Origin of the sequence: Colwellia sp. MB02u-10 (assembly GCF_014077185.1) — a bacterium.
In the GTDB taxonomy this organism is placed as follows: Bacteria; Pseudomonadota; Gammaproteobacteria; order Enterobacterales; family Alteromonadaceae; genus Cognaticolwellia.
This window is the reverse complement of the sequence record NZ_JACGVK010000119.1, coordinates 19,587-45,277: the sequence shown is the minus strand read 5'-3', so window position 1 is coordinate 45,277 and position 25,691 is coordinate 19,587. Positions and strand designations below refer to the sequence as shown.

The window sequence follows — 25,691 nt, the reverse complement described above, 5'->3', positions numbered from 1 at the left end:
TTACTCTCTTTTATCACAGCCATTAGTGATGCTATTGGCTAAAGCAAAAAAATTTAGGAGTTTATTATGGGATTAATTGTTAACGGAAAATGGGTCGACCAATGGTATGACACCAATAAAAGTAAAGGACAATTTGTTCGTCAAGATAGTCGTTTTAGAAGTCAAATTTCAGCCGCAGAAAATAGTCAATTTAAACCTGAGGCAGGTCGTTATCATTTATATGTTTCATTGGCTTGTCCTTGGGCACATAGAACCCTAATCTTTCGCCAATTAAAACAACTCGAGGATGTTATTTCGGTCAGTGTTGTAGAAGCCGCTATGATGGAAAATGGTTGGGAGTTTGGTGAAAAAGGTGATCCGCTTTATCAGTTAAATTATGCCTACCAGTTATACTTAAAAGCAGATCCCAGTTACCAAGGCCGTGTTACTGTGCCTATTTTATGGGACAAAAAGACCCAAACTATTGTTAATAATGAATCAATTGAAATCATGAGAATGTTTAATTCAGCATTCAATGAATTAACCAGTAACGTTGATGATTATTACCCACTTGCTCAAAGATCAGCAATAGACACCGTGAATGCCCGTATTTATGACAGCATTAATAATGGGGTTTATAAAGCAGGATTTGCCACCACACAAGTCGCTTACAATGATGCTTACCAGGCTTTATTTGCTAGTTTAGACTGGCTAGAAGATCTTTTATCAACACAGCGTTATCTCGTGGGTGAAAACATTACTGAAGCGGATTGGCGCTTGTTTACTACCCTGATTCGTTTTGATGCGGTATATCATGGTCATTTTAAGTGTAATCGCGAAAAACTGATTGAGTTTCATCATATTAGTAACTATGTTAATGAGCTTTATCAAGTACCTGGTGTGAAAGGAACGGTTGATCTGGAGTACACGAAAATCCATTACTACGCGAGTCATTTAACGATTAACCCTACTCGTATTGTCCCTTTAGGTGCGCGTCAACACTTTGATGCGCCACACGATAGAGATCGTCAATATTAAGGGCTAAAAAGTGTTAATCGTTTAACTATCAAATACAGCTTTATAGCGTTAAAAATGTATTACCAAAGCCATGAGTTATAAGGTTTCATTCAATGAGTGCTGAGGAAAGAGCATGATCAAACATTATCCCTATAAAAGCTTAGGCAAGGCTAACTACGGCTGGCTGAAATCTAACCATCATTTTAGTTTTGCTCATTACTATAATCCAACACGTATGGGTTTTGGAAAACTACGTGTAGTCAATGACGACTGGGTAGAAGCCGGTATGGGCTTTCCTTCGCACCCACACCGTAATATGGAAATTATTAGTTTTATTCGCTCAGGTGCTATCACTCATCAAGACAGCACGGGTAATAAAAGCATAACTAAAGCAGGTGAAGTACAAGTGATGAGTGCAGGTACGGGGATTGTGCATTCAGAATATAACCGCACTAATAAACCATTAACTTTCTATCAAATTTGGCTTGAAAGCAATAAAGATAACGTAGCACCGCGCTGGGAAAGTAAAAAATTTCCTAGCGAGTATGGCTCAGCACTGACGTTGTTAGTCTCAGGTTATCCAGAAGATAAAAGTAAGGCATTGTTTATTAACCAAGAAACTCGAATCTATGGTGGGAAATTAACTAAAGGAAGCGTTATTGAACATAAAATCAGCCATCAAGCTTATATTTTAGCCTCTGATGGTATGTTTAAAGTAGAGGACAGCTTAAAAACGGTCACGATGAACAAGGGCGATGGGCTGGAAGTTACCCAATCCAATGCCATTTTACTCAGAGCTGCTACCGACTGTGAAGTGATTATTATCGATACTATCGATTAGTTTTTCCTACATATAAAGTAGACCAGCTAATTAATGAAACGGCTATAATCATTAAAAAACAAGGTGTTATCTAGAGTCTAAAACCTAACTATTGCCAAAAATAATTCACATGTAAAGGTGTTAATTGGACAATAGCCAGTGCTAACCGTAATAATTAAAGGAGATCTTTTAGGACAACCAAGCGTTATCAGGCTGCCAACTGTCCAGCCATGTTAGCACTTCACTGGCGGGCATCGGCCTTGCAATGCCGTAACCTTGTGCTAATTTACAACCCAGTTGTAATAATTCAGTGCCATGTTCAACAGTTTCCACCCCTTCTGCGATCACCTCAAGCTGGAAGGCTTTTGCCAAACTAATAACGCCCATCACAATGGCTAAGTCATCGGGATCAATGAGCATGTCGCGTATAAAACTCTGATCTATTTTGATCTGGTTAGCGGGTAGGCGCCTGAGATAAGTTAGCGAGGAATAGCCAGTACCAAAATCATCTAGGGCAAACTGCACACCAAGGCTAATACAAGATTTCATGGTCGCTATAATATAGTTGATGTCATTTAATGCGCTGGTTTCTAATACCTCTAGTTCCAATAAATGCGGTGATATATCAGGATGTGCAGCCAATAATGTCGCCAGGCGTTCAACAAAATCACTTTGTTGGAGCTGATAAGCACTGATGTTGACGCTAATAGGCAGTGTAACTCCGATACTTTGCCATTGGCTTATTTGATTCAGCGCGCTATCGATAACCCATTCACCTATATCTAGGCTGATGGCCTGGTTTTCTATTAGTGGTAAAAAATCTAATGGTGGCACTAAACCGCGTACAGGGTGTTGCCAGCGGATCAAGGCTTCTACACCCACGACTTCACCCGTAGACATATTCACTTTCGGTTGATAATACAAAACCAGCTCACCTTTATCGAGTGCTGCACTGATATTGTTAATGTTTTCCTGTTCAAGGTTAACGGCGTCATCGAGGGCGCTATCAAACAAGTGATAACAATTTTTACCCGCATTTTTCGCCATATACATGGCTTGGTCGGCATGGCGGATAAGTATTTCTGCATCGGCATCATCTTGAGGATAGAGAGTAACACCTATGCTAGCGGAGACATTTAACACCAGATCATGAACTATTACTGGCTCTGAAACCACCAGTAGTAAACGCTCCAATATCTTGCTAAACCCTTCAGTTTTCGCTAAATCGGTTAGTACCAAGACAAACTCATCACCACCAATACGAGCAAGTGTATCGCCCTCACGTAATGCCTCTTTCATGCGGAGTGAGATAATAATCAATAGTTCATCACCGACATGATGGCCATGGGCATCATTAATCGTTTTAAAATCATCTAAATCTAGAAATGCTACAGCGAGGGAATTATGCTGGCGTTTGCTTTGTAATATAGCTTGGTTCAGGCGCTCAGCGAGTAATGTGCGATTGGGCAAGTCGGTTAAGTCGTCGTAATGAGCCATGCGCTGTAGTTGACTTTGATGGCTTTTGTTCAGCTTGGTAATGTCAGAATAGAGTGCAACATAATGGCTGACTTCACTAGCCGAATTTTTCACCGCACTTAGGGTCAGGTTTTCTGGGTATACTTCACCATTTTTACGACGATTCCAAATGGTACCAACCCAATAGCCTTTGCTGTTAACCGTTTGCCACATCAAAGCATAGAACTCAGCTGACTCACTGTCTGATTGTAAGAAGCGTAGATTTTTACCGACCGCTTCTTGACGTGAGTAACCGGTGACTTCAGTGAAGGTGTTGTTGACTTTGATTATGCTCGCGCTCGCATCAGTGATGATAATGCCTTCACGGGTGTGAGAAAATACAATAGCGGCAAGGGCTAGCTCAGCTGCGCGTTTATCTTTCTCTTCGTTGGCAAGTTTAAGCTTTTTCTCACTTTTTTTATGTTCAGTAATATCGGTACGAATTGAAGTATAACCACTAAGCTTTTCGTTGACATACAAGGGTATAATGGTGGTATTAACCCAATACTCTTGTCCATCTTTAGCAAGATTACAGATGTCATCATTCCAGAAGCCGCCTTTAGATATAATTAAATACATCTCACGCCAATAGTCTTTCGGTTGCTGCTTAGAATTAAGCAGGCGATGATTGGCTCCAATGAGTTCCTCTTGACTATAACCACTGACAGTACAAAATTTGGTATTGGCATAGTTAATCGTGCCTTTAACATCAGTAATCGACACTAACGAATGCTCATCCATGGCTGCTTTTTGTGCTAGGAGTGCAGCCTGAGCAGCTTTGATAGCCAGAGTGTCTTGTTCTGTTTGTGCTTTAGAGCGGTGATCAAGTTCATGTAAAATTTCTGCTTTAACTAACACTTCGGCGTTTAAGCGCTTAACTAGTTGTTTGTACCTTAGTAAGTGCGGAATGAGCATAGTGAGCAGTAATAGCACTAAAATCACCACAGTGACAATTAAGGCTAATGTGGTTGGAGAGACCTCCTTGATAACTTGGTCTGTAGTTTGCGGAATAAAGTGTACGGCTGTCATCGCACTATAGTGCATACACGAAGATGCCAAGCCCATAACCACAGCACTCACTAGATTTTTTTTAGTTATAAATTGATATCGGCTTTGATTAATAGCGCCATACTGTATCTTTAGTGCCACCATAGCTAAGATCACCGCAATCAAGACAGACAAATAAACTAACGTCATATCATGAACCATTACGGCTTGTAATCTCATGGCGGCCATGCCTAAGTAATGCATAAGGCCAATACTTGGACCTAACAACAGCCCAGCGATTAATAATCGATAATAGCTAAATGTTTTTAGTGTCATCAACCACAGGACAATACTAGAGGCAAAAATTACCGGTAGAATAGACACCATCATTGTGGCTACGTCATAGCTAACCGGTATTGGAAATGTTAACGATAACATAGCAATAAAATGCATGGCCCAAATACCGATACTCATCATTACAGCACCGAATAAATTCCATGATATTTTTTGACTTTGTTGGGAAGTGGACATACTTCGTTCAACTATGCCAAAAGCACTTAATGAGGCTAACATGGCAATTACCATGGATAGAACGACTAATTTGAGATCATAAGTGGTCGTGAGCGCTGCAACGGTTATACCGTTATAGTCGTGATTCATTGATATTAAACCCCAAGCATAGTGTGAATGTTTAGCGAACTTTTTTCTGCAATATACACTGTCCACAAGGCATTTGATACAGCTGTGAATACTTTTGATTTGGTATATAAGTTAGCTAAAAGACAGTTAAACATTTGCTATTAAACGAGCGTTTATTCATTTTATCGGCTGAGTTGCTGGCCTAAAGCAGGGACAGTTTGATCTTATTTTCATTTTGTTGCGTATTTAACTTTAGTTAAAGAGATACTCGTTAGTTTTAGTTAATTCACCGTTCTGATGAATGGAGCTATAAGAAAAACAGGAGTGATGGAACATTGTTAGCAGAGAAATTGTTAGGCGTTATATTTGATTTAGATAATACTTTAGTTTCTTCATCTTTAAATTTTGAAGAAATAAGAGCGTCTCTAGGTTGCGCAAAAGATATCGACTTATTAGATTTTGTTGATGCTTTGCCAACAGAGCAGCAGATTCATGCCAATAACTCGTTAGTTGAATTTGAAGTGAGTGACGCGCTTAATGCGAAAAAACTGCTCGGCACTGACCAACTTATAACGCTATTGTCTGAATTAGATATACCTTGTGCCATTGTTACGCGAAACTGTCGTCAAGCGGCTTTGATAAAAATGCAAAATAATAATATTGCTATTACCCTGCTATTAACTAGGGCCGATCACAAGGCTAAACCTGCTCCTGATGCTTTATTGCATTTAGCACAATTATGGCAAGCACCTGCTGAAAATTTATTATATGTTGGTGACTATTTATACGATCTACAAGCCGCACAAAATGCTAATACTATGTCATGTCTGGTGACGCATGGCGAAACGCCTGATTATGCCAATTTAGCGAATATTGTAGTGAACGAACTGACCGAGTTAAGTGAGGTTATTAGGCAAATTTTTATTCGTGAGGCTGCTGGTGTCTCTGGCTAAAGTTCATCACTCAACAGTCACTAGTCACCGTTCACCAGTTAACATTCACCAGTCAAGAATAGGAGCGCAAGCCAATGCGAGTTACTGTTTACGCACTTTTATTATCTACTGTTCTTGCTGGTTATAGTCTTGCTAGCACTGAGCTTCAAATACAGGCCAAGCAAGATAAACAGCTTACTGCTATGGCCAAAAAAGAGTCTGTCCTTATGATTAATTTTACTGAGCAACAAAGCCTTGATAGTTGGCGCATTACTAATGACGGTGTCATGGGAGGTAAATCTCAAGGTCAGATTTCATTACAAGCAAACAAAGCAATATTTTCAGGTGATATATCACTAGCAAATAACGGTGGGTTCAGCTCAGTATTTCGCCCAATAGAGCCTTTAGCTAAAGCGCTTGAAACCGTAACAATAGATATTGAAGGTGATGGACTGACTTATCAATTAAGATTGATTGTTAACCTTGACGGTTACCGTATGGCTTATAAACAGAGTTTTGATACGGTGGCAGGCCAACAAACACAACTAAGTTTTACATTGGCTGACTTTCAAGCATCATTTCGAGGCCGTGAAATACCCAATGCGCCGGTACTAACATCTGAAAATATTCGTGAAGTGGGTTTTTTAGTGACTAGCAAAGTTGCTGGCCCATTCTCTTTAATTATTGCTAGCGTGTCTTTTAAATAAACTAGCTTATGGCAATGCTCTTGGCTTACAGGTTTTTTTCTGTTCAATTCTATCATCAGGGGTAATTAGGTATTGATACACTGAACTTTACCCGCTAACGCTCAGTTTACGGTGTATTCTGGCTAATCTACTAATTGTGTAACTACCATAGTTTGAGCGCTTGGAAAAAATCAATTAAATAAAACTATTAATAAAAGATAACTAATTGCTCTATAAACAATTACTGATTAATTATTTATCAATGACTTAATGAAGTTTCCCTGTTGATTTTTAAAAATAAAGCTTGTTATAAGTCTTGTAGTAGCAGTGATGAGTGTTGATCTCATTTAGCACAATGCCTAGCAATAATGCTATTGACTAGGCATTGTTATAGCATTTATTCAAGACTACCAATTGATAGATTCTCCCTGCCAATCGAGATAGCTTGCTGTTTGATCTAACGCAGTGTTCTCAACAATGTCTAGTAGCTGTTTAGCGACAAATTCTGGGGTGAAAAGCTTATTAGCTGGAACATTTTTTTGAAACGGCTTTGATAATGGCGTATCAGTAGTGCCCGGATGAAAAGCGATTAGCTTGATGTTTTTTGCTCGACGGGCTAACTCTATTGATGCGGTTTTAACTATCATGTTTAATGCCGCTTTCGACGCCCGATAACTATACCAACCCCCTAAACGATTCTCACTAATACTGCCTACTCGGGCACTAAAGAGCACGAATTTGCAGGGTGACTTCCCGGTCAATAAAGGGGTTAATTTTTGTATCCACAACATTGGTGTTAAAGAATTTGCGGTCATAATTTCAATAAAGGCTTGTCCATCAAAGTCTTCTAAACGTTTTTCTGGACGAATATGATCATTATGCAATATGCCATTACAGACAAATACCCGCGTTATTGGCGCATGCTTATGCTGAGCTAATTCTGCGACCGCTTGGTCGATTGATTCTGCTTGATAGTCTTTAAGACTAATTTTTGTCACATTAGCGCCTATCAAGTCACTAGCAACAGGATTAGGCTGTGCTAGGTCTCGACTAATCAGTATTAATCCAGTGTTTTCTGAAGCTTGTATTTGCGCAGCAATGGCTTGGCCAATATCGCTATTTGCGCCGATGATCAGTGTTTGTTCGGTTATCATGACAAGTTCCTGAATTACAGTGAGTGGTTTTAATATTAAACAATTTGGCGAGCAGTGCTGAAATTGGATGACGATATTTAGCTAAGCCTAAATAGACCCAGTGGCTGACAGTTTTAATGACTGGCCAATTAAGTGGTGCAACCCAAAAACCTTTGCCAACTAAAGTCCATGCTCTGTGTGTAACGGCTAGGCCCAATAATACTTGGCCGTTGTAATGGCCATGCAATATTTTCATTGCGCCATCAAAACTGACGCTAGGGTGGAGCGTAGCAAAATTGTCTTGGTGGATATCGACCAAAGTTATTAAATCGTTTTGATCATGTTTTTTTAGTTGAGCCATTTCTGTGGCACATAATGGGCAGTTACCATCATAAAATATTGTTAGCATTAATTTAGCCCTAAAATTTACTATATATGGCAGTTAAGCCTTGGAAAAATCTTAAAAAATTAAGCGGGTATAGCGAGATGATTTTTAACTTACTCTTAATGCGCTTAACGTCAGATTAATGCTTAGCTCGATTACTTTTCTGCTTGGCCATCGACTGAAAGTTTTTGCTGCGATTCATCAGGTTTTGCATAACTTACACGCGATAATCGTTTACTGATGTGATAACTGTCGAGCCCAGAAACCATGACGGTATTTAATGACTCAATATCAATGTAACCGTCACTTTTTATTGCGGCTTGTTCACAAAGAATATCAGTTATTTCGCCAATCACTAATACGGTATTATTAAGTTGTATTGGCACTATTTCTTTTAGCGTTAAGGCATATTTAAGTCGACTTTCTTGCACAAATGGCGCATTAACGCCGTCGATGAAATGTGGCGTTAATCCAGTTTGTTGAAATTCACACTGATCATTGCCGTAGCGTGCAGAGGTTTGATGAGCTGCTTGCCAAAAGCTTTCATTGACTTGGTTAATCGTAAATTGTTTAGTTTGCTGAATATTGCGTAACGTATGTCGGTCAACACTGTCGGGGCGTGAAATAAAACCGACTAAAGCGGGTGAAGCACCCAGGTGAAATACCGAGCTAAACATAGCCAAGTTATTGATATTTTGTTCGTCGCGGGTGCCAATAAGATTAGCACTTTTAAAACCAGATAAGCTGTTGATAACCTGAGCTCTATAGCGAGGTTCCATATTAACCAGTTCGTCGTGATTGATAATATATTGCATTTAAGTGCTGTCATATAAGTTGACTTGTGTACCCAGTATACGTAATTAGGTGGGTTTGCGATCACTCAACGCATTTAAACTTATCAGGCTTGAACTTATCGACTTCTGTTGGTTAGACTTATCGAATTTTATTGGTTAATAGCTAGGTTTATTTGTGGTCATAAGCTTTACCTGCCTGTAAAAAAGCTATAAACAGTATAGCGCCACAGCACATAACCATCATAAAACAGAGCCATACCTGCTTGCACAAAATGGCGCGTTATATACGCTCTGCTTTGTTAGCTATCCATACGGTTTGATAAGGAGATAATATTATCTCTTGGTTTAACTCAGTAATATTTTCCCCCGTGATTAATTCTATCCAAGCTTGGGTAACGATCAAATTAAGTTCGCTTAACGGCAAGGCGATAGCTTGGTCTGAGACGTTACTGACACAAAATATACTTTGTTTTCTGTTTTGGCTTTGTCGCCAAAAACCAAATAATTGTAAGCCTAAATGTAAAGTAAATTGGGTGGCGTTGGGATGAAATGCGGGTTGTTTAATACGAATATTTAACAATGTTTTTAAGCCTGAAAGCACTTTTGCGTGATGCAAACTACTATCAGCTAATGCGGCCTCTAGTGCCTCTTCATGCCAACGATGGCGATTGATTGAGCGGTTATTATGCGTGTTGGCCAATTTTTTACAGTCGTTTTGTGTTCCTAGCATGCTGTGAATATAAATCCCGGGTATACCTTCAAGGGCAAACATGATCGCATGTGCACAAATAAAGCGTTCAAAGTTCCATTGGTCTTTACCTGCAACCGTACCTTGTAGCGCATCATAAAGGGCAATATTCATTTCATAAGCTTTTTGCTCGCCAGTGTTTGAGGTTCGCCATGAAATTTTACCGCCAAAGCTCTCAATAGTATGAATTAAACTATCAAGCTCAGTGTCACTTAATAATCCTTCTGCTGGACGCAGACCAATGCCGTCATGTGAGGCAATAAAGTTGAAATACAGGGTGCCGTCTTGTGAAGGTGGCATGCTCATTAACCAGCGTTTTAAATATAAACAATTACCGGTCAGTAAAGTGTTGATGAGTAAGGGTGGCAATGAAAAGTTATAGATACCGTGTGCTTCATTAGCGTTACCAAAGTAGGTAAGGTTTTGGGTGTTAGGAATATTGGTTTCAGTAATGATAATCGCTTGCGGGTCTGCAGATTCAATTAAGGTGCGTAATAAGCGCACAATTTCATGAGTTTGAGGTAGGTTAATACTATCGCGGCCAACAATTTTCCAGATAAAGGCAATGGCATCAAACCTAAATATTTTCACCCCGCTATCAAGATATTGTCGAATAATTGCAGCGAATGCTTTTAATACTTCGGGGTTACGAAAGTCAAAATCGACTTGGTCGTGACTAAAAGTACACCAGACAAATTTTTGCCCTTTGCCGGTGTTCACTTCTTTTAGTAAGGGTGATGTGCGTGGTCGTACTACTGCAGACAAATCATCATCTAACTGCGCGGTAAAGAAAAAATCATGCCCGGTTCCTTCGCCTTTGATGAAGTTATCAAACCAAACACTGCGGCTTGAGCAATGATTAATCACCAGATCTGACATCAGTTGATAAGCTTGACTTATTTCAGTGATATCTTGCCATGTTCCCAGTGACTCATTAACCGAGGAGTAGTCAATAACCGAAAAACCATCGTCAGAGCTATACGGAAAAAATGGCAATATATGTACACTGTTGATGGTGTTTTTTAGATGATTATCTAAAAATACTTTTAAAGTGTGTAACGGTGGCTGAGCTGTTTTTATGATGCTATCACCATAGGTAATTAAGACAATGTCTGCTTCTGACCAATGATTGCTAAAAGGTGTTGGCGCCAGTAACTCGCTTGGTAAGCGCATAATATCAATCAGCGCATCGGCAATATCATCCGTGGGTTGTTCAAGTGCCACCTCGTGATAAATAGTTGAAAGCTGTTGAATTAACTTGTTTTTTAACGGTTCAATTGGTGCGGGCATTGGCGACATCTTCCTTTATGTTTGATTAAATTCTTCGTTGTCTAACTCTACGGCGGTTTTTAATTGAGATAAAATATCGGGAATAGCACTCACCACACGGTTCCAAGAGGGAATAAAAGGCGTTTCCATTGGGTTTTCTAAGAAAGTGTTGCCTGCAGTTAAAATATTTTGCGCGAACATTTCCACTGCTTTTTCTTCATTATGAATATCAAGTTCCAGTCCATTCATCATCGCGTCATTGCGATAGGTTTCAACATAATCTAAAGCAATGCGATAGTAAGTTGCTTTTAAGGTTCTAAACTTTTCAGCGCTGAAGGTTTCACCTTGAGTGGCAAGTTTACGAATGAAAGCTTTGCTGATATCAATCGACATTTTTGATAGACCACCCGCGGTATTATCTAACGATAAGTCTTGATGCTTATGATCATAAGTGGCGGCAATATCCACTTGGCATAAGCGGTTTGGTGAATAGTTGCGATACATTTCAGATAATACGCCAATTTCTAAACCCCAATCACTTGGAATACGAATGTCATTTAATACATCGCGTCGAAAGGAAAATTCACCCGCTAAGGGATACAAAAAACTGTCCATATATTCGAGGTAGTCGCAATGGCCAACCGTTTTTTTCAGCGCTTTGATCAAGGGGGTGACCAACAAGCGAGAAACCCGGCCATTTATTTTTCCGTCAGCAACACGAGCATAAAACCCCTTGGCAAATTCATAGTTAAATAATGGGTTGGCCACGGGATACAGCAGTCGGTCGAGTAACTCTGTTTCATAAGTGAGAATGTCACAGTCATGTAGGGCGATAGACTCGGCTTTACCTGAGGATAAAATATAGCCCATGCAATACCAAACATTGCGGCCTTTGCCGAGCTCTTTTGGTGCTAAACCTAAGGCTTGTAATTTTGCATCTATTGCTTGTAGTCTGGGGCCATCATTCCATAACACCCTATGGTGTTGAGGTAGCTGAGAAAAAAATGACAACGCGTGTTGGTATTGCGCTAAATCTGCTCGGTCTAAGCCGATAACAATTTCAGAGAGATACTTTACCTGTTTTATTTTATGAATAATATCGGGTAAAGCTTTACCCTCTAACTCGGAAAACAGCGAGGGTAAAATGAGCCCTAATGAACGTTTTTTTGAAAACGCTAGTAACTCAGCAGCCATGTTTTCTGGCTCGCGCTGGGCTAAGTTATGTAATGTTGTCACCGTACCATTTTGATAGAAGTCAGCCATGATTTACCTTAGATTAAGTTGCTTGTGAATCTAGTTGTTTTGCTAATAGTTGTTGAATCGCTTCTGCCCAGCCTTCGGGGCCATATAATTGGCTTTGACTGGTTTTGTATTGTCGATACAGGGGCGGAAAATCGTGCACCGGTGAGCGTATTTGCACGGCAATATCTGCGGCTTCTAACATGGGCGTGTCATTTTCACCGTCGCCTAGGGCAATGGTGTAAACCGTATGGTGGCTAAAATATTCGCGATATTGTTGGCTTAACCAAATAAGCGCTTGGCCTTTATCACAGTAACCACCAACATGAATAAAGCGCCCTCCTTGGACAACGCTGGCGCCTAATGCCACTAAATGTTCGATAAAGGCTTTTTTTGTGGTGCTATCGCCTATCCATTGCACGGGTTCACTATAGTGTCGCTGTTTTGCCCGCTCAGCTTGCGCTAAATCTAAGCCTGTTATTTTGCCCACGGCTGAGGCTGACAGGGTTGAAAAACCGTGGAAATATGGCTGAAATTTTTCACTGTGCTCGTTCAGTAACTTTAGCCAATGTTGTCTTGGTAAACAGAATGATTTTACCCAATAGTTACCGATGAGTTCAGTATCTGCCGGTTGGGTAATAAAGGTATTAACAGGGATGTAAACGGCAGCGCCATTTTCGATAATAAAGGGCGTGTCAAGCTTGAGTTCAGCGCGAATAATGTTTAATTCAGCCAGTGTTTTACTGCTATTTAAGATCACTGGAATCTTGGCTTTGCGTAACTGTTGCAGTGTTTTACGTGCCGGCGTTGACTGATAGCTATAATGGTCAAGCAGCGTGCCGTCGAGGTCACTGAAAATAATGGTTTTTGTCGCACTCATAGATCTTCCATAAAGGGCGTTTTTGAAATGTTTCTCGCGTAATCTAAGTAAAAAATAGCATCAGCAGACTGTGAAATGCTCAGGCATGCTTGCACACTCAATCGTTGAAAATATTGCGTGAAATTTAAGATACCAGCAGATTTCATTATTTTTGAATTTGGTAAACCCATATTCTTGTCTTGCAATTTTTGCTCTTGCTCTAAGCGCCATTGGTAAACACAGTCGAATGACGGTGCTTGCAGTGCTAACCAGAAATTCATTGTTTTATATAAAGGTTGATAGTTATTTTTAAGTTGTTGATTAACATAATGGCGCCATTCACCCTTGCTGTCATGCTTGAGTTCAAGTTCATTAACCGGGGCTTTTAATTGCTCGTCAGTTTGTGGCTTTACGCCCCAACACCATCCTTCTAATAAAATAATGTCTGCTTGCTTGTTAACTATCGGCCACTGTGCTTCAGGGTATGGTTCGTCAGTGGCTTTATTAAACCTTGGGATAGCAAAGCCTGTTTGCTGGGCTTTTAACTTTGTTAAGGTACTTGCTAACATTGTCATGTCGTGAGTGCCAGGCACACCACGAGTTGCTAATAACGGGTGAATGTCATCAGCAAGCTGCTGGCGTTTTTTACCGGTGAAATAGAAGTCATCTAACGACATCACTACAATGGTTAATTGATAGGTGGTGGCTAAATATTCAGCGATAAAATCAGTCAGTGTTGATTTACCGCTACCTTGACAGCCATTAATACCGACAAAATAAGCGCCATTATTTTTCGTAAACTCACTGAATATTCGCTCAGCGAGCGGTTGGTAGTGCTCTTGTGCTGTTAGTCTAAATTTTTCCGGCAGTTTGTGCTGTTTGATAAAAGTTGAGAGCATAATTTTTACTTTAGCTAAATAGTAATATAATTATACCTTCAACTCTTATGCCATCATTTTAGCTACTGAATTTAGGTCGTAATCTATTGTAAAATAATGATTATTTTATTTTTTTTGATGAATGTCACAAAATGACAACGCAGCGTAAAGGGCAGTAAATGAACAATTTGCTTTATTTTGGTGCAATTAGCCACTGTGCGTAACCATTGCGACTAGGGAGTACATTCGTTAAGCACGGTTTTAAATATGACCCTGTTTATTGGCCTAATTTCATCAGTTAGCATTACATCAGTCAATATTGCATCACTGATAGCGGCTTTGTTTCAATAACTAAGATAGCCAAGATAACTAAGCGATAAAGTCAATAATAGTGCTTTTGATATATTTGCTGCGGTTGTTTTCAAGTGAGTGTCGGTTTTGACATAAATACAGGGTTTCATTCACCGAATGTGCTAATACATGCACCTTTATTTTTTCTGGTTTACTAAAGGCTTTTACAGCATATAAGGGCAAAACGGTAAAACCAAGTCCGCGGCTAACCGGTTCAAGTATTAAGCTAATTTGATTGGAAAACCCTTGGTGCTCAAATTGGCTAATGTGTTCAAATTGAGCATAGTTTTTACTGAGCAGCGCTTGTGCATGGTGCTCACCGTCAGGATGGTCAATAAAGCCTAGTGTGGTTAGTGTTTGCCAAGTGATGGTACTAACCGTATTTGGAGTGACTAGCACTAGTGGCTCAACCGCAACTTTTTGGCTGATAATAGTGGCCGCTTTACTCAGCTCAGTGAGCAAGCCAATATCGATTTTACGCTCAGTTAAGTCTTGCTCAATATTTTTATTCGGCGCAAATTTGTAGTCGATGGCTAATTGCCTATGCTGTTGTTGAATATCGAGCATATAAGGATAGAGCTTTAAGCCAATACTGCCTGGCGAGGCAATTTTTACTGTACCTATGTAAGGATCATCTTGTTGGATTGATTTTTCTAACTCTGCTGAGCTTTGCAATAAGCTTTGTCCTTGTTGATGCAATTTTATGCCGGCGTCGGTAAGCGAAAAAGACTTGCCTTCGCGCATCAGTAACAAGGTGTTTAGCTGCTGTTCTAGCTTTTTTACTTGTTGACTAACCCCAGACTGCGTCATAAAAAGCTGGTCAGCAGTTTTAGTAAAGTGGCCCACATCAATCAGTGTGCAAAAAGTTTTTAACCAAACAAGATTAATCATAACAAAACGTACTTAACTTCATAACTAATGATAATTTTTTATAATTTATAACATTGTCTATACTTTGTCCATCACATTAAAAGAAGTTATTAAAAGAGGTTATTAACATGAGCAAAGCATATCCAAGAACATTTTCACATATTGGTATTTCAGTACCGAGTGTAGAAAAAGCCGTTAAATTTTATACTGAGGTTTTAGGTTGGTATTTAATTATGGCGCCGACAGAAGTTATTGAAGACGACAGCGCCATTGGCGTAATGTGCACTGATGTTTTTGGTGCTAATTGGGATAAATTCAAAATTGCCCATATGTCGACTGGCGATCGTATTGGCGTGGAGTTATTTGAATTTAAAAATCAGCAAAATCCAGAAAATAACTTTGAATATTGGAAAACGGGTATCTTTCACTTTTGCGTGCAAGATCCAAATCTTGAAGAGTTAGTGGAGAAAATAGTCGCTGCCGGTGGTAAAAAACGTATGGCAGAGCCACGTTACTATTACCCAGGTGAAAAACCTTACCGTATGATTTATATGGAAGACCCCTTTGGTAATATCCTTGAAATTTACAGCCATAGTTATGAATTAACTTATGCTCAAGGCGCTTATCAATAATAAGTGTTTCTAATGTATACCCTTCCACTTCTAGCTTAGCTCCCTGTCGGCAAGCCGAGAAAGGGTCATTTTGAAGTGGAACGGTTATATAAGGTCAATCATATTGAACTTTATGTCTATTTAACTCGTATATCTTGTTAATAAAGGTATACGATTAATACGAGAAATAGACCAATGGAGGTTTATGATACAATCAAGTTCAATACCTTCTTCAAAGCCGATTATTATCGCTGTTGCAGGTGCTACCCATTATTTAGTCGGGGTTATCGATTCAAGTGATAACTTTGTTGGATTAGGAGAAAATTCGGTAGAAGTTGTTAATTCTATCGTCGAAGCAAAAGCGTATTTAAGAGGCAACAATATATTTTCTGCACTGCTTGAGATAGACAGTGCTTTTGATGAAATGTGTGGCCAATCGAAGAAAAGCCGTTACCGTCAGAGGATCTTGTGCTAATGATGAAAAATAATACTGTCGCCTTAAGTGATTTATTACAGGTGTTTAATTTAGTCACCACCCAAGGTAGCAAAACTGAGGGTAATTATGAGTATCAAGGTATAACCGCTTGGCATGACTTCGATGGTTATACTTGTTTTTTAGGCTATAAAGACTTGACCTTAACCTTGTTGTTTCATGGTCGTTATACTTTTGATTTTGAGCAGCAAGAAACTCTAGATGTGTTCTTATCTAAGGTAAATAAACTATTGCTGGTAAAAACATGAACAGAGTAAATCCAAAAGTATTGTTGCATAGTAAGTGGACTAAGGTGAGTGTTGAAAACCGAGAAAAGCATTTTGTCATCACTGAGGTAGAATTTGATGAGCAGAAAAATGTTATTGAGTGTCTTATTACCGCGGTTATTAATCATAATGAATACTCAATAAACTGGCGAGATTTAAAACAGCCTACGCTCTGGCGCTTTGGCTGGCAGTAAGTCTTGGCAAACAGATTAATTGAGGCTTTATTTTTGCATTTTCACCTATATTAAATAAGGTTTTAAAACCAAAAAAATATTAAATCAACCATATGCATTACTCATCTGATTAAGCGAGTTCTTCGACTACAAACATGTGCTAATCAACGACAGTACCATCGCCTTGACCATTTAAAACCAGGTCTACTGCTCCCTTTATATTTCACTATATTGGCGGAGCGCTGGTATTAATATGAGTAATCTATCCAGCTTTCCCTTATTGTGAATAAGAAAAAAGATATTACTACCCAGCATTGCTTTGCTAGAACATATTCATCAGTGGAAAAAGGTGCTTAAACACAAACATCCGTTTTGATAATCCTAAAACCAATTTCCTTATGCCTGGCATAAAAGTTAAGTGATATTTATTTATCTTCTTTTAAATTGTTTTAAAAAAAGTCTACGCTACCACCTTGAATGTCAGATTTTTTAGCTATTCCTTTACTCAGCATATTTTCAAAAAAAGTAATTTGATTTTTACCACTTCTTTTACTTTGATATAAAGCCTGATCAGCATAATCGATAGACGTTATATGAAAGGTGTCTTTCTTAAATTCAACTACACCAATACTAACGGTTACTGTATCTAAATTTGGAAATTGATATTCTTCCACATTACGTCTAAAACGTTCTAGAATTTGCATGCATTCCATTTGGTTATTAGCACTCAATAGAATAACAAACTCTTCTCCTCCAAAACGGAATTGTAAATCTTCATTTCTAAAGTTTGAGCGAATAATTTGTGCTAAATGAATTAATATCTCATCACCATAAAGGTGTCCAAATTCATCGTTAACACGCTTAAAATCATCGATATCAATTATCACTAACCAATATTTATGTTGCTCTTTAACTATGACTTTATTCGGTGCTCTTCTTTCACTTTCTACTTTTTCGTGCTCTTGGGGTAGCGCGTTAAAAACACTTGAAATAGCAGAGTCAAATGTTTTTCTGTTGGCAAGCCCTGTTAATTCATCCGTTTGAGATTCATTTAACAGTTTAATAAAGTTGCTGTATATGCTGAGAATACCTGACAGAATATAGGCATTTTCTTTGGCCATTTTTTTTTCTAAATTAATGATTAAGAATTGCTCGCTTTTCCTATCATGGTGCAGTAGATATATTACTGAATAACCAGTTTCAGTTTTTAAGGTCAAGGCAGCCATAGAAGAGTCATTCATGTGCTCAAAACTATGTCTTAACGCACTATCTATCTCAATAGAGGTGTCATTAACAGTATAATGGTCGTTCTCAAAGGAGATGTTAGCTCTAATATCTCTCTTTTTATCAATAGTAATTATCTTTGTTGATGAGCAACTAATCATGTTATTAACGCTTTTCAATAGACTGAAAGCTAATAGCTCTGTGTTACGCTGAGAAGTGAAATCAGCTATATGATTGATAATTGTGCTCGATTGATACATTTAAATACTACTTTTAGTTAATGCTAATTGAGGGGAAATATTTTCATATCCCTAGCAAGGGCTCTAATAATATTTTGTTCTGGTGTAAAGCCCAATTATCAAACTATTACTCTAATTTTATAGGCTTAGAAAAATAGTAACCCTCTACTATATTAAGCCCTGCACTACATTAAGCATACCTTTGCGATGAGTCTTGTTGATAGTTTTAACGATAAACTGTGGGTATATGCTAACTAAGTATATACCCACTAAGCATTTACTGCCATGGTGAGAAAGTTTTTATATTTAGCACGGTACTTTATCGCGGTGTTAAGTTTTATTTTCATTTCTGAACCTATACAACTGCTCGGCTAAGTACACCACAAGAGAAGCGCAATGATATGCATCATTACCACTAGCATAGTCAAGTTCAGCCGCATGCGTAAATAAGACTTGTGTTCATTTTTAGCGGCATCAAAGTAGTATTCACAGTATAAAATCGCTGGGTAAATCACCGCCAATATTACTAGCGCTAAATAGTTGGGCAATAACAGGGCAAAAAAAGCAAGTAAACTGAATATGTTACTGTAGAGCTGTAATTTAATACTTAATTTATCATTGTGCTTGCGCCACAGTGTGCCAGCGATAAAGCTTAAGATGATAGCGCTGTAAAATATAAATACCTGCTCGGCGGCGATATTAAATAATGCAGGACTGAGCTTTTCAAATACTAGTGCTAGTAAGAAGGGAGCTAATCCTAAATAACCTAAGGTTTGTTGCATTTGCATAGTAAGCTCTTTTCAATATTTATTTTTCAGCATACGAAATTATTTAGCATATAGATCATATAAAACCTTAGCAGACTAATCTTGTTTGCAGTTTATTACGTATGAATAACTAAGTTTGTATAAAGGCAAAGTTATGAGAATAAAGTGATGAAAATTAAATCCCCACTATGGAATTTAGTCGCGTTCAATCTTGCTTGGTTTGGTTTGGTTTTTATTGGCGATTTATTTATTCCGATTGCAGCCATTTTTTTTGGCGCACAGTTTTGGTATTTGAAGGGTACTAAAAACGAAATATTATTAATCTGCCTAGTGGCAGCGCTTGGTATTTGCTTAGACCTTGCTTTAGTTTATTCAGGTGTTTTTATTTTTCCAGGTACCGACGGTATTCCTTTTTGGCTTATTACTTTGTGGATTGTTTTCGCTAGTACCATACGCCATAGTTTAGCTTTTCTAGCCAACTCTAAGTTACTGCAGTTTGTTGTTGGCGCCATATCAGCGCCACTAAGTTATCTGGCCGGGGCAAAATTAGCCGTGGTTGATTTAGGGCTATCAGTAGGGGTTAGTTATTTATTACTGGCCTGTTTTTGGGGGCCGTTAATGGTATTTATGTTTGCGCTAAGTCGTTGGTTACTGGTAAAGGAAAGAAGTTATGTTGGTTAATGTCAATCTTATGTCTACGCTTACCCTATTCGTCTGCCTATTTTCTTTAAATGCGCTAGCGAATAACCCGATTGAAAGTGTTACCCCTAGTGAAGTGGCAACCGTCAGTGATGAAGGTTTGATGAAGTGTCAAGTTTCTGAACAAGTGTCTATTATCGCTAGCGACTTAACAAAGCAGACTACCGAACAGCACTTTACCTTGTTGGGTAAAGCCAAGTTCTCAGTTTTGTTTTGGGATATTTATGAAAGCTCGTTATTCACCACCGACGGCCAACGACCCTTTAGTAACCTATGTCAGCATGCCTTATTTGAAATACATTACTTACGCGACATCAGTAAAAAAGAATTAATAGATAACACCGTATCGCAATGGCAACATTTATCGCTTAATGAAAATGAATATCTAGCTTTTCTGCCTTTATTAGAAAAAATATGGCTAGATATTAATGCTGGAGATAGCTTGTCGATGTTAAGCCAAAAAGGTACAAGCGTATTCTATTTGAATAGGCAAAAAATAGGTGAAATTGAAAGTTTAACTTTTGCCAAAACATTTCTTCGTATTTGGTTAGATGAAAACACCAGCGAACCTAAACTACGACAACAGCTATTAGGGAATAATATATGAATAAACAGGCTAAATTGGCAGCACTTTTTTGCTTAGTCTTTGTACTTTCAAGCTGTACAACAAAATTAGAAGATTACCAGGCTACTGCTCCTCAACTCGATATACAGCAATATTTTTCTGGTAAGTCGATAGCCTGGGGCATGGTACAAGATTACAGCAGTAAAGTGACTCGGCGTTTTTGTGTTGAGCTTGATGGCCAATGGCAAGGTGACGAAGGCGTGCTAAAAGAAGTATTTTACTTTGCTGATGGTGAAGTTACTTTTCGTAACTGGCAGCTAACAAAGTTAAAGGAAGGTAAATACTTGGGTAGTGCTGGAGATGTTGTTGGTAAAGCTGTCGGTCAACAAATGGGTTTTGCCTTTCAATGGCAATATGAGTTACTGGTACCAATAGACGGTGAAGAAGTACAATTGTCACTTGACGATTGGATGTATCGAATTGATGAGTACCGAGTATTTAACCGCACAAAAATGAAGAAGTTTGGTGTTACTGTGGCTGAAATTACTTTATTTTTTGATAAAGAATTACCTGTAAAAAGTTGTCAATAAAGCCTTGCATTTATCCTTGTAGCTGGCGTTGACTATCTGGATAAATTACTGTCAGACCCTTTGCCATTTGATGGGGCTTTTTTTGCTCATTGCTGTGATCGTTTTTTGCTTTTATAACGTATAACTCTTCAACATTGATAAAGATTATTGCTCGTTGTATTTCCTGTTTGACTCTTTGCCCCATCTGACTCTTGATGGGGCTTTTTTTTGCTCATTGCTGTGATCGTTTTTTGCTTTTACAACGTATAAGTTTGAAATATTGACAAAGATTATTGCTCGTTGTATTTCCTGTTTGACTCTTTGCCCCATCTGACTCTTGATGGGGCTTTTTTTTGCTCATTGCTTTGATCGTCTTTTGCTTTTACCACGTATAACTAGTATCAATCCATTAAGATTAGTTACTGTAAATCTATGCCAACTATTAATTTGCCTATTTTCCCATTGCCAATATTTTTGTTACCTCGAGGGGTAACCCGACTGCGTATTTTTGAAGCGCGTTATTTAAAAATGGTCTCGCTAGCAATGAAAAACCAAGGCTTTGTTATTTTTTCGCATGACAGGGATGCAAAAGTTGAACCTATGTCAGTCGGCAGCTGGGTCGAAATTATTAACTTTGACCAAGGTGAAGACGGGGTATTACTGATTGACGTACGCTGTAAGTGCTTAGTTGATATCAAGGCGATTACCCAAGACACCGATAAACTGTATCACGGCGATGTCACCGCTAAAATCCATTGGCCTGATATCAGCCTAGATAAAACTACCGATAAACTTGCTAAGTCATTAAGTAAAGTGTTTATCGACAATGACGAGTTAAATGCCTTATATCCAAAGCAACATTTTGATCAAGGCGATTGGGTGGTAGCGCGCTGGTTAGAATTGATACCGGTTAAACTTGCTGAAAAAAGTTTGTTTGTCGACAAAGATTCGTATAGCAAAGCGAAAGAACTGTTACAACGTATTATTTTACCTGAGTAGAGAAGATAAAAATAATGTGATCTAGATCTATTTTTGCTGCGTATAAAAAATATATGTCAAAAAATGGGTAAGAATTATGCTGTCAGTGCATTCAGTGTTGCCAAGTCATAAGGCAAATGCTACATCTAATAACATGACTAATAAAATCAATCATCCAGAACTCTGTCAATGGCTGAAATCAATCGCTATTGATAGAGACAAGCAAGCATTTACGCAAGTGTTTAAGTTTTTTGCACCCAAAATACAGCGTATTGCGCAAAGTAAAATTAATAGTGAAGCACTCGCTGCAGAAGTTGTTCAAGACACTATGAGCAATGTCTGGCGCAAGGCGCATTTATTTGATGATAGTAAAGGGGCTGCTACTACTTGGGTTTATACCATAATGCGTAATGTTACCTTTGATCTATTACGTAAAATGAAAGCCAATAAAGAAGACAACCTCAGTGACGATATATGGCCGCTTGCTGAATTGGCGAACACTGAAGAAGAGGTGTTTACCGACCATATTCAAAGTCGAAATTTACAAGGCATAATTGCCACGCTGCCCGAAAACCAACAACAGGTAGTGAAAGGTTTCTATTTTATGGAAATGTCACAAGAGCAGCTTGCTGTTCATCTTAATTTACCACTTGGCACAATAAAATCACGACTTCGGCTTGCACTTGGCAAACTTAAGTTAAAACTAGGAGACCACAATGATTAAACACCACCCTAAATTTGAGTTGTTACAAGGTTTTGTGGATGGTGACTTACCCGCTTCACTTGCTGCAGGTATAGCGATACATACTGACATGTGTGCTTCTTGCCAACAGCAAGTAAGCCAACTAACAGAACAAGTTGCAGAGGCCAGTTTTGAGCAGAGTTTTCATCATGAAATTATAGTTAATGATGAGGAAAACTTAATGGAAATCGCCGAAATGGACTTTGATGATATGATTAACCAGATTACCGCCTCTGATGACGTTGAACCAACAAAAGCCTTTTATGATGAACGTTCAATTGACTTTAAAGGTACGCAGTACACTTTACCCAGTGCCCTGCGCAATATTGAGTTAGGTAAAATTGCACAAATAGGTAAATTATCACGCGCACGGTTAAATTTAGGCGAAGGTGAAATTCATACTAATTTATTGCATATAGGGCCGGGTGGTTCGATACCTGAACACACCCATAAAGGTTTTGAGCTAACACTATTACTAGCCGGTAGCTTTGCTGATGCAAAAGGTCAATATGTGGCAGGTGACTTTATTATGCTTGATAAACGCGATCAGCATCAGCCAGCTACTGAGCATGGTTGCCTTTGTTATACCGTTGCTAATGACGCACTACACTTTACCCAAGGTATCAATAAGTTACTGAACCCTATTGGTGCTTTCATTTACTAATTGAGCTGGCTATGTATAAAGATTTTGAAAAAGCAGATGTTATTATTGGCATTAGTGCATGCTTAATAGGTGAAAAAGTTAGGTTTGATGCCAGTAACAAACCGTCAAATTTTTGCATAAAAGAACTTGGTCAGCATGTTACTTTTAAAGCCTACTGCCCTGAAGTGGCGGTTGGCCTACCCGTACCTAGGCCCACTATACGTTTGATTCAAGATGAGCACATGATAAAAGTGTCGCGTCCAGATGGCTCAGGCGACGTAACGAGCGCAATAAAAGCTTACGGTAAAAGAATAGCCGCCATGTCTAAAAACCTCAGTGGTTATGTGTTTTGTGCTAAAAGTCCAACTTGCGGCATGGAACGCGTTAAAGTGTATTCACCTACTGGTAATCAGCTACAAGTCCAAGGTGTTGGGGTTTTTTCACGAGAGATTATGAAAGCTAATCCGCTGTTACCCTGTGAAGAAAATGGCCGTTTGAATGACCCCATTATCCGAGAAAACTTTGTGGCACGGGTGTTCGCCTATCGCCATTGGTTAGCATTGGTTGAATCTGGCATCACTAAGCATAAATTGACCAGTTTTCATGCCCAATATAAGTATACCTTGATGAGTCATGACTTTGTTGCGAGCAAGAAACTAGGGCGTTTGTTAGCCAGTGCTAATATGGCGCTGGAGCAAATGGCTGAGCAATATATCTCTGGTTTAATGGCCGCATTAACGCTTAAAGCAACACGTAAAAACCATGCTAATACGCTATCGCACATTCAAGGCTATTTTTCTAAGCACTTGGACAAAATGCAACGTAAAGAGTTATCCGAACAAATTGATGCTTACCGCTCAGGCTTAATGCCATTAGTGGTGCCACTGACCTTGATTAAACATTATTTATTAGCGCACCCTAAGTCTTATTTAGCCCAACAGTCTTACTTGAATCCCTATCCTGAGTCGTTAAAACTCAGATACGGTTATTAATACCCATTTCATTACTTAGATGGTCTACTTTATACGCAGGGAAAATGGCCAAATATAAGGCATTTATTTAATCACTAGTTGTTGTAATTATTAAATAAATAACGCAGTAGTGGGTTGTTGTAACTAGTAAAAATGATCAGATAATGAGTGAGATTGGTATAACATAGTTAATTATTAAGGAACGTCCTTGTTACTTTGGTTTCGCAACGATATAAGAATTCACGATAATCCCGCCTTAGATTATTTCCTTGCACAAAATAAGGGTACTGAAACAGCTCAGGCGATATTTTTTGTCAGTGAAAAACAGTGGTCAGCTCATGATTGGTCAACAATAAAAATTGATTTTATAAAACGTCATGTCAATGCACTCGCCGAGCAGCTATTACCTTTAAATGTTAGTTTGCAGGTTGTTCATTGTGATGATTTTTCTGAACAAATTTCATTTTTAAAAAATTATTGCCAGCAACATAATGTTAGTGAAGTAGTGGCTAACAAAGAGTTAGAAGTTAATGAAAACCAACGCGATAAGTCTTGTCTTGAGCAAGGTATTCCACTACGCATGTTTGAAAGTGATGTTATCGTTGAAAAAGGTAAAGTGCTAAATAAAAGTGGTGAAATGTATAAGGTATTTACCCCGTTTAAACGCGCTTGGTTAACTTATGTAAAACAGCATAGTTTTCCTTACCTGGGTAAGCCTAGCCCTAAAGATTCAACCACACCAAATCCAAACAGCCAAGCACCGCTGACATTAAACACGCCTTTACACTGTTCTAATGAATCGGCGGCATGGCCTTTGGCTGAACAAGTTGAACAACAAGTTATTCCTGACTTTTACCGATATAAAGTGGCAGGTTACGGACAAAAACGTGACTTTCCCGCCATTAAAGCAACCTCGGGCTTATCACCTTATCTAGCGATAGGTGCGATTAGTCCACGCTATTTATTGCTGTTATTTATCCAACGTTTTCCTGATATTTTAGTCGCGTCAGACAGTGAGGAATTTACCTGGCTCAATGAGCTAATATGGCGAGAGTTTTATCGAAATTTAGTTTTTCATCAACAGAGTTTATCGAAACATCAATGCTTTAATCCTAAATATCGCACTATGACTTGGCCTAATGACCCAAAGTTATTCGATGCATGGTGTCAAGGAAAAACCGGCTACCCCTTGGTTGATGCTGCCATGAGGCAACTGAATCAAACAGGCTGGATGCATAATCGACTGCGTATGGTGGTAGCAAGTTTTTTGACTAAGCATTTACTTATTGATTGGCGCTGGGGAGAAAAATACTTTATGCAGCAGCTTATTGATGGTGATCTTGCGGCTAATAATGGTGGTTGGCAATGGGCGGCAAGTACAGGTTGCGATGCACAGCCTTACTTTCGTGTATTTAACCCGATTAGACAAAGCGAAAGGTTTGATCCAAAAGGCACCTTTATTCGTAAATATGTACCAGAGCTGGCGAAATTACCTGACAAAGAGATCCACTTTCCACACCAATATATGGCTAAAGAAAAGTTATTATCTTATTGGCCAGCAATAGTAGATCACAAGCAAGCTAGGTTAGCTGCTCTTGAGTTTTATAGGGTGTGATCGTCATTAGGTATTAATGTTTAGTCTTGAGCAAT

27 protein-coding genes are annotated in these 25,691 nt (G+C 38.8%); 16 read left to right on the top strand and 11 right to left on the bottom strand.

The window, feature by feature from the left end; translation table 11 throughout:
• The first annotated feature begins 66 nt into the window (after positions 1-66).
• Both H4J59_RS10550 and H4J59_RS10545 read left to right on the top strand, forming a co-directional pair.
• Positions 67-1,017: a glutathione S-transferase family protein gene (locus H4J59_RS10550; protein ID WP_182239194.1), complete on the top strand. Its 951-nt coding sequence runs from the start codon at positions 67-69 to the stop codon at positions 1,015-1,017.
• 112 nt (positions 1,018-1,129) lie between these two features.
• Positions 1,130-1,837, top strand: a complete 708-nt coding sequence (locus H4J59_RS10545) for a pirin-like bicupin family protein (RefSeq protein WP_182239192.1) — start codon at positions 1,130-1,132, stop codon at positions 1,835-1,837.
• Between the two features lie 168 nt (positions 1,838-2,005).
• Here H4J59_RS10545 and H4J59_RS10540 read toward each other — a convergent pair whose 3' ends face one another.
• Positions 2,006-4,978 (bottom strand): EAL domain-containing protein, encoded by a 2,973-nt coding sequence (locus H4J59_RS10540; protein ID WP_182239190.1) that lies wholly within the window; start codon positions 4,976-4,978, stop codon positions 2,006-2,008.
• A gap of 314 nt (positions 4,979-5,292) precedes the next feature.
• Here H4J59_RS10540 and H4J59_RS10535 point away from each other — a divergent pair, with 314 nt between their 5' ends.
• Both H4J59_RS10535 and H4J59_RS10530 read left to right on the top strand, forming a co-directional pair.
• Positions 5,293-5,910 carry an HAD family hydrolase gene (locus H4J59_RS10535; RefSeq protein WP_182239188.1) on the top strand — a complete coding sequence of 206 codons (618 nt, stop codon included), beginning with the start codon at positions 5,293-5,295 and terminating at the stop codon, positions 5,908-5,910.
• Between the two features lie 74 nt (positions 5,911-5,984).
• Positions 5,985-6,596, top strand: a complete 612-nt coding sequence (locus H4J59_RS10530; protein ID WP_259369482.1) for a CIA30 family protein — start codon at positions 5,985-5,987, stop codon at positions 6,594-6,596.
• A gap of 386 nt (positions 6,597-6,982) precedes the next feature.
• Here the strand turns inward: H4J59_RS10530 and H4J59_RS10525 are convergent, their stop codons facing one another.
• From H4J59_RS10525 to H4J59_RS10490, 8 genes are all read right to left on the bottom strand, one after another.
• Positions 6,983-7,729 (bottom strand): SDR family NAD(P)-dependent oxidoreductase, encoded by a 747-nt coding sequence (locus H4J59_RS10525; RefSeq protein WP_182239186.1) that lies wholly within the window; start codon positions 7,727-7,729, stop codon positions 6,983-6,985.
• Entirely contained in the window at positions 7,692-8,117 is a 426-nt protein-coding gene (locus tag H4J59_RS10520; protein ID WP_182186169.1) for a thiol-disulfide oxidoreductase DCC family protein, read from the bottom strand. Before H4J59_RS10520 ends, H4J59_RS10525 begins: the two co-directional genes overlap by 38 nt.
• A gap of 131 nt (positions 8,118-8,248) precedes the next feature.
• The gene (locus H4J59_RS10515) at positions 8,249-8,908 is read right to left on the bottom strand and encodes a flavin reductase family protein (RefSeq protein WP_182239184.1); all 660 of its coding nucleotides are present in this window, start codon (positions 8,906-8,908) and stop codon (positions 8,249-8,251) included.
• Positions 8,909-9,167: 259 nt separating this feature from the next.
• Complete coding sequence (locus H4J59_RS10510; protein ID WP_182239182.1) at positions 9,168-10,925, bottom strand: alpha-amylase family glycosyl hydrolase; 1,758 nt, start codon at positions 10,923-10,925, stop codon at positions 9,168-9,170.
• 15 nt (positions 10,926-10,940) lie between these two features.
• Positions 10,941-12,167, bottom strand: coding sequence for a glycosyl transferase (locus H4J59_RS10505; RefSeq protein ID WP_182195928.1), 1,227 nt, complete (start codon positions 12,165-12,167; stop codon positions 10,941-10,943).
• Between the two features lie 13 nt (positions 12,168-12,180).
• Entirely contained in the window at positions 12,181-13,023 is an 843-nt protein-coding gene (locus H4J59_RS10500) for an HAD-IIB family hydrolase (protein WP_182239180.1), read from the bottom strand.
• The gene (locus H4J59_RS10495) at positions 13,020-13,901 is read right to left on the bottom strand and encodes a kinase (protein ID WP_182239178.1); all 882 of its coding nucleotides are present in this window, start codon (positions 13,899-13,901) and stop codon (positions 13,020-13,022) included. The genes H4J59_RS10500 and H4J59_RS10495 overlap by 4 nt, the downstream gene beginning before the upstream one ends.
• Positions 13,902-14,249: 348 nt before the next feature.
• Entirely contained in the window at positions 14,250-15,122 is an 873-nt protein-coding gene (locus H4J59_RS10490; protein WP_182239176.1) for a LysR family transcriptional regulator, read from the bottom strand.
• A 107-nt stretch (positions 15,123-15,229) separates the two neighbouring features.
• Here H4J59_RS10490 and H4J59_RS10485 point away from each other — a divergent pair, with 107 nt between their 5' ends.
• The 4 genes from H4J59_RS10485 to H4J59_RS10470 all read left to right on the top strand — a co-directional run bounded on the left by H4J59_RS10485 (position 15,230) and on the right by H4J59_RS10470 (position 16,665).
• Positions 15,230-15,733, top strand: coding sequence for a lactoylglutathione lyase family protein (locus tag H4J59_RS10485; RefSeq protein WP_182137349.1), 504 nt, complete (start codon positions 15,230-15,232; stop codon positions 15,731-15,733).
• Positions 15,734-15,917: 184 nt separating this feature from the next.
• Positions 15,918-16,187 carry a DUF6482 family protein gene (locus H4J59_RS10480; RefSeq protein WP_182239174.1) on the top strand — a complete coding sequence of 90 codons (270 nt, stop codon included), beginning with the start codon at positions 15,918-15,920 and terminating at the stop codon, positions 16,185-16,187.
• Positions 16,187-16,453, top strand: coding sequence for a DUF3081 domain-containing protein (locus tag H4J59_RS10475; RefSeq protein WP_259369481.1), 267 nt, complete (start codon positions 16,187-16,189; stop codon positions 16,451-16,453). Before H4J59_RS10480 ends, H4J59_RS10475 begins: the two co-directional genes overlap by 1 nt.
• Positions 16,450-16,665 carry a TIGR02450 family Trp-rich protein gene (locus H4J59_RS10470; RefSeq protein ID WP_182137351.1) on the top strand — a complete coding sequence of 72 codons (216 nt, stop codon included), beginning with the start codon at positions 16,450-16,452 and terminating at the stop codon, positions 16,663-16,665. The genes H4J59_RS10475 and H4J59_RS10470 overlap by 4 nt, the downstream gene beginning before the upstream one ends.
• A gap of 428 nt (positions 16,666-17,093) precedes the next feature.
• On the opposite strand, the gene H4J59_RS10465 is transcribed toward H4J59_RS10470, so the two are convergent.
• Positions 17,094-18,128 carry a GGDEF domain-containing protein gene (locus tag H4J59_RS10465; protein WP_182239172.1) on the bottom strand — a complete coding sequence of 345 codons (1,035 nt, stop codon included), beginning with the start codon at positions 18,126-18,128 and terminating at the stop codon, positions 17,094-17,096.
• A 350-nt stretch (positions 18,129-18,478) separates the two neighbouring features.
• Entirely contained in the window at positions 18,479-18,895 is a 417-nt protein-coding gene (locus tag H4J59_RS10460) for a DUF3429 domain-containing protein (protein ID WP_182239170.1), read from the bottom strand.
• 147 nt (positions 18,896-19,042) lie between these two features.
• Between H4J59_RS10460 and H4J59_RS10455 the strand changes: the two genes are divergently transcribed.
• The 8 genes from H4J59_RS10455 (at position 19,043) to phrB (ending at position 25,656) form a co-directional block, all read left to right on the top strand.
• Complete coding sequence (locus tag H4J59_RS10455) at positions 19,043-19,555, top strand: DUF2878 domain-containing protein (protein WP_182239168.1); 513 nt, start codon at positions 19,043-19,045, stop codon at positions 19,553-19,555.
• Positions 19,545-20,180 carry a chalcone isomerase family protein gene (locus H4J59_RS10450; protein ID WP_182239167.1) on the top strand — a complete coding sequence of 212 codons (636 nt, stop codon included), beginning with the start codon at positions 19,545-19,547 and terminating at the stop codon, positions 20,178-20,180. Before H4J59_RS10455 ends, H4J59_RS10450 begins: the two co-directional genes overlap by 11 nt.
• Positions 20,177-20,728, top strand: coding sequence for a DUF3833 domain-containing protein (locus H4J59_RS10445; protein ID WP_182239165.1), 552 nt, complete (start codon positions 20,177-20,179; stop codon positions 20,726-20,728). The genes H4J59_RS10450 and H4J59_RS10445 overlap by 4 nt, the downstream gene beginning before the upstream one ends.
• A gap of 411 nt (positions 20,729-21,139) precedes the next feature.
• Positions 21,140-21,706, top strand: a complete 567-nt coding sequence (locus tag H4J59_RS10440; protein WP_182239163.1) for an LON peptidase substrate-binding domain-containing protein — start codon at positions 21,140-21,142, stop codon at positions 21,704-21,706.
• 76 nt (positions 21,707-21,782) lie between these two features.
• The gene (locus H4J59_RS10435; RefSeq protein ID WP_182239161.1) at positions 21,783-22,409 is read left to right on the top strand and encodes a sigma-70 family RNA polymerase sigma factor; all 627 of its coding nucleotides are present in this window, start codon (positions 21,783-21,785) and stop codon (positions 22,407-22,409) included.
• The gene (locus H4J59_RS10430) at positions 22,402-23,091 is read left to right on the top strand and encodes a ChrR family anti-sigma-E factor (protein ID WP_182239159.1); all 690 of its coding nucleotides are present in this window, start codon (positions 22,402-22,404) and stop codon (positions 23,089-23,091) included. The genes H4J59_RS10435 and H4J59_RS10430 overlap by 8 nt, the downstream gene beginning before the upstream one ends.
• 11 nt (positions 23,092-23,102) lie before the next feature.
• Positions 23,103-24,062, top strand: coding sequence for a DUF523 and DUF1722 domain-containing protein (locus H4J59_RS10425; RefSeq protein WP_182239157.1), 960 nt, complete (start codon positions 23,103-23,105; stop codon positions 24,060-24,062).
• 187 nt (positions 24,063-24,249) lie between these two features.
• On the top strand, positions 24,250-25,656 hold the full coding sequence (gene phrB, locus H4J59_RS10420; RefSeq protein ID WP_182239155.1) for a deoxyribodipyrimidine photo-lyase: 1,407 nt from the start codon (positions 24,250-24,252) through the stop codon (positions 25,654-25,656).
• Positions 25,657-25,691: the final 35 nt, after the last annotated feature.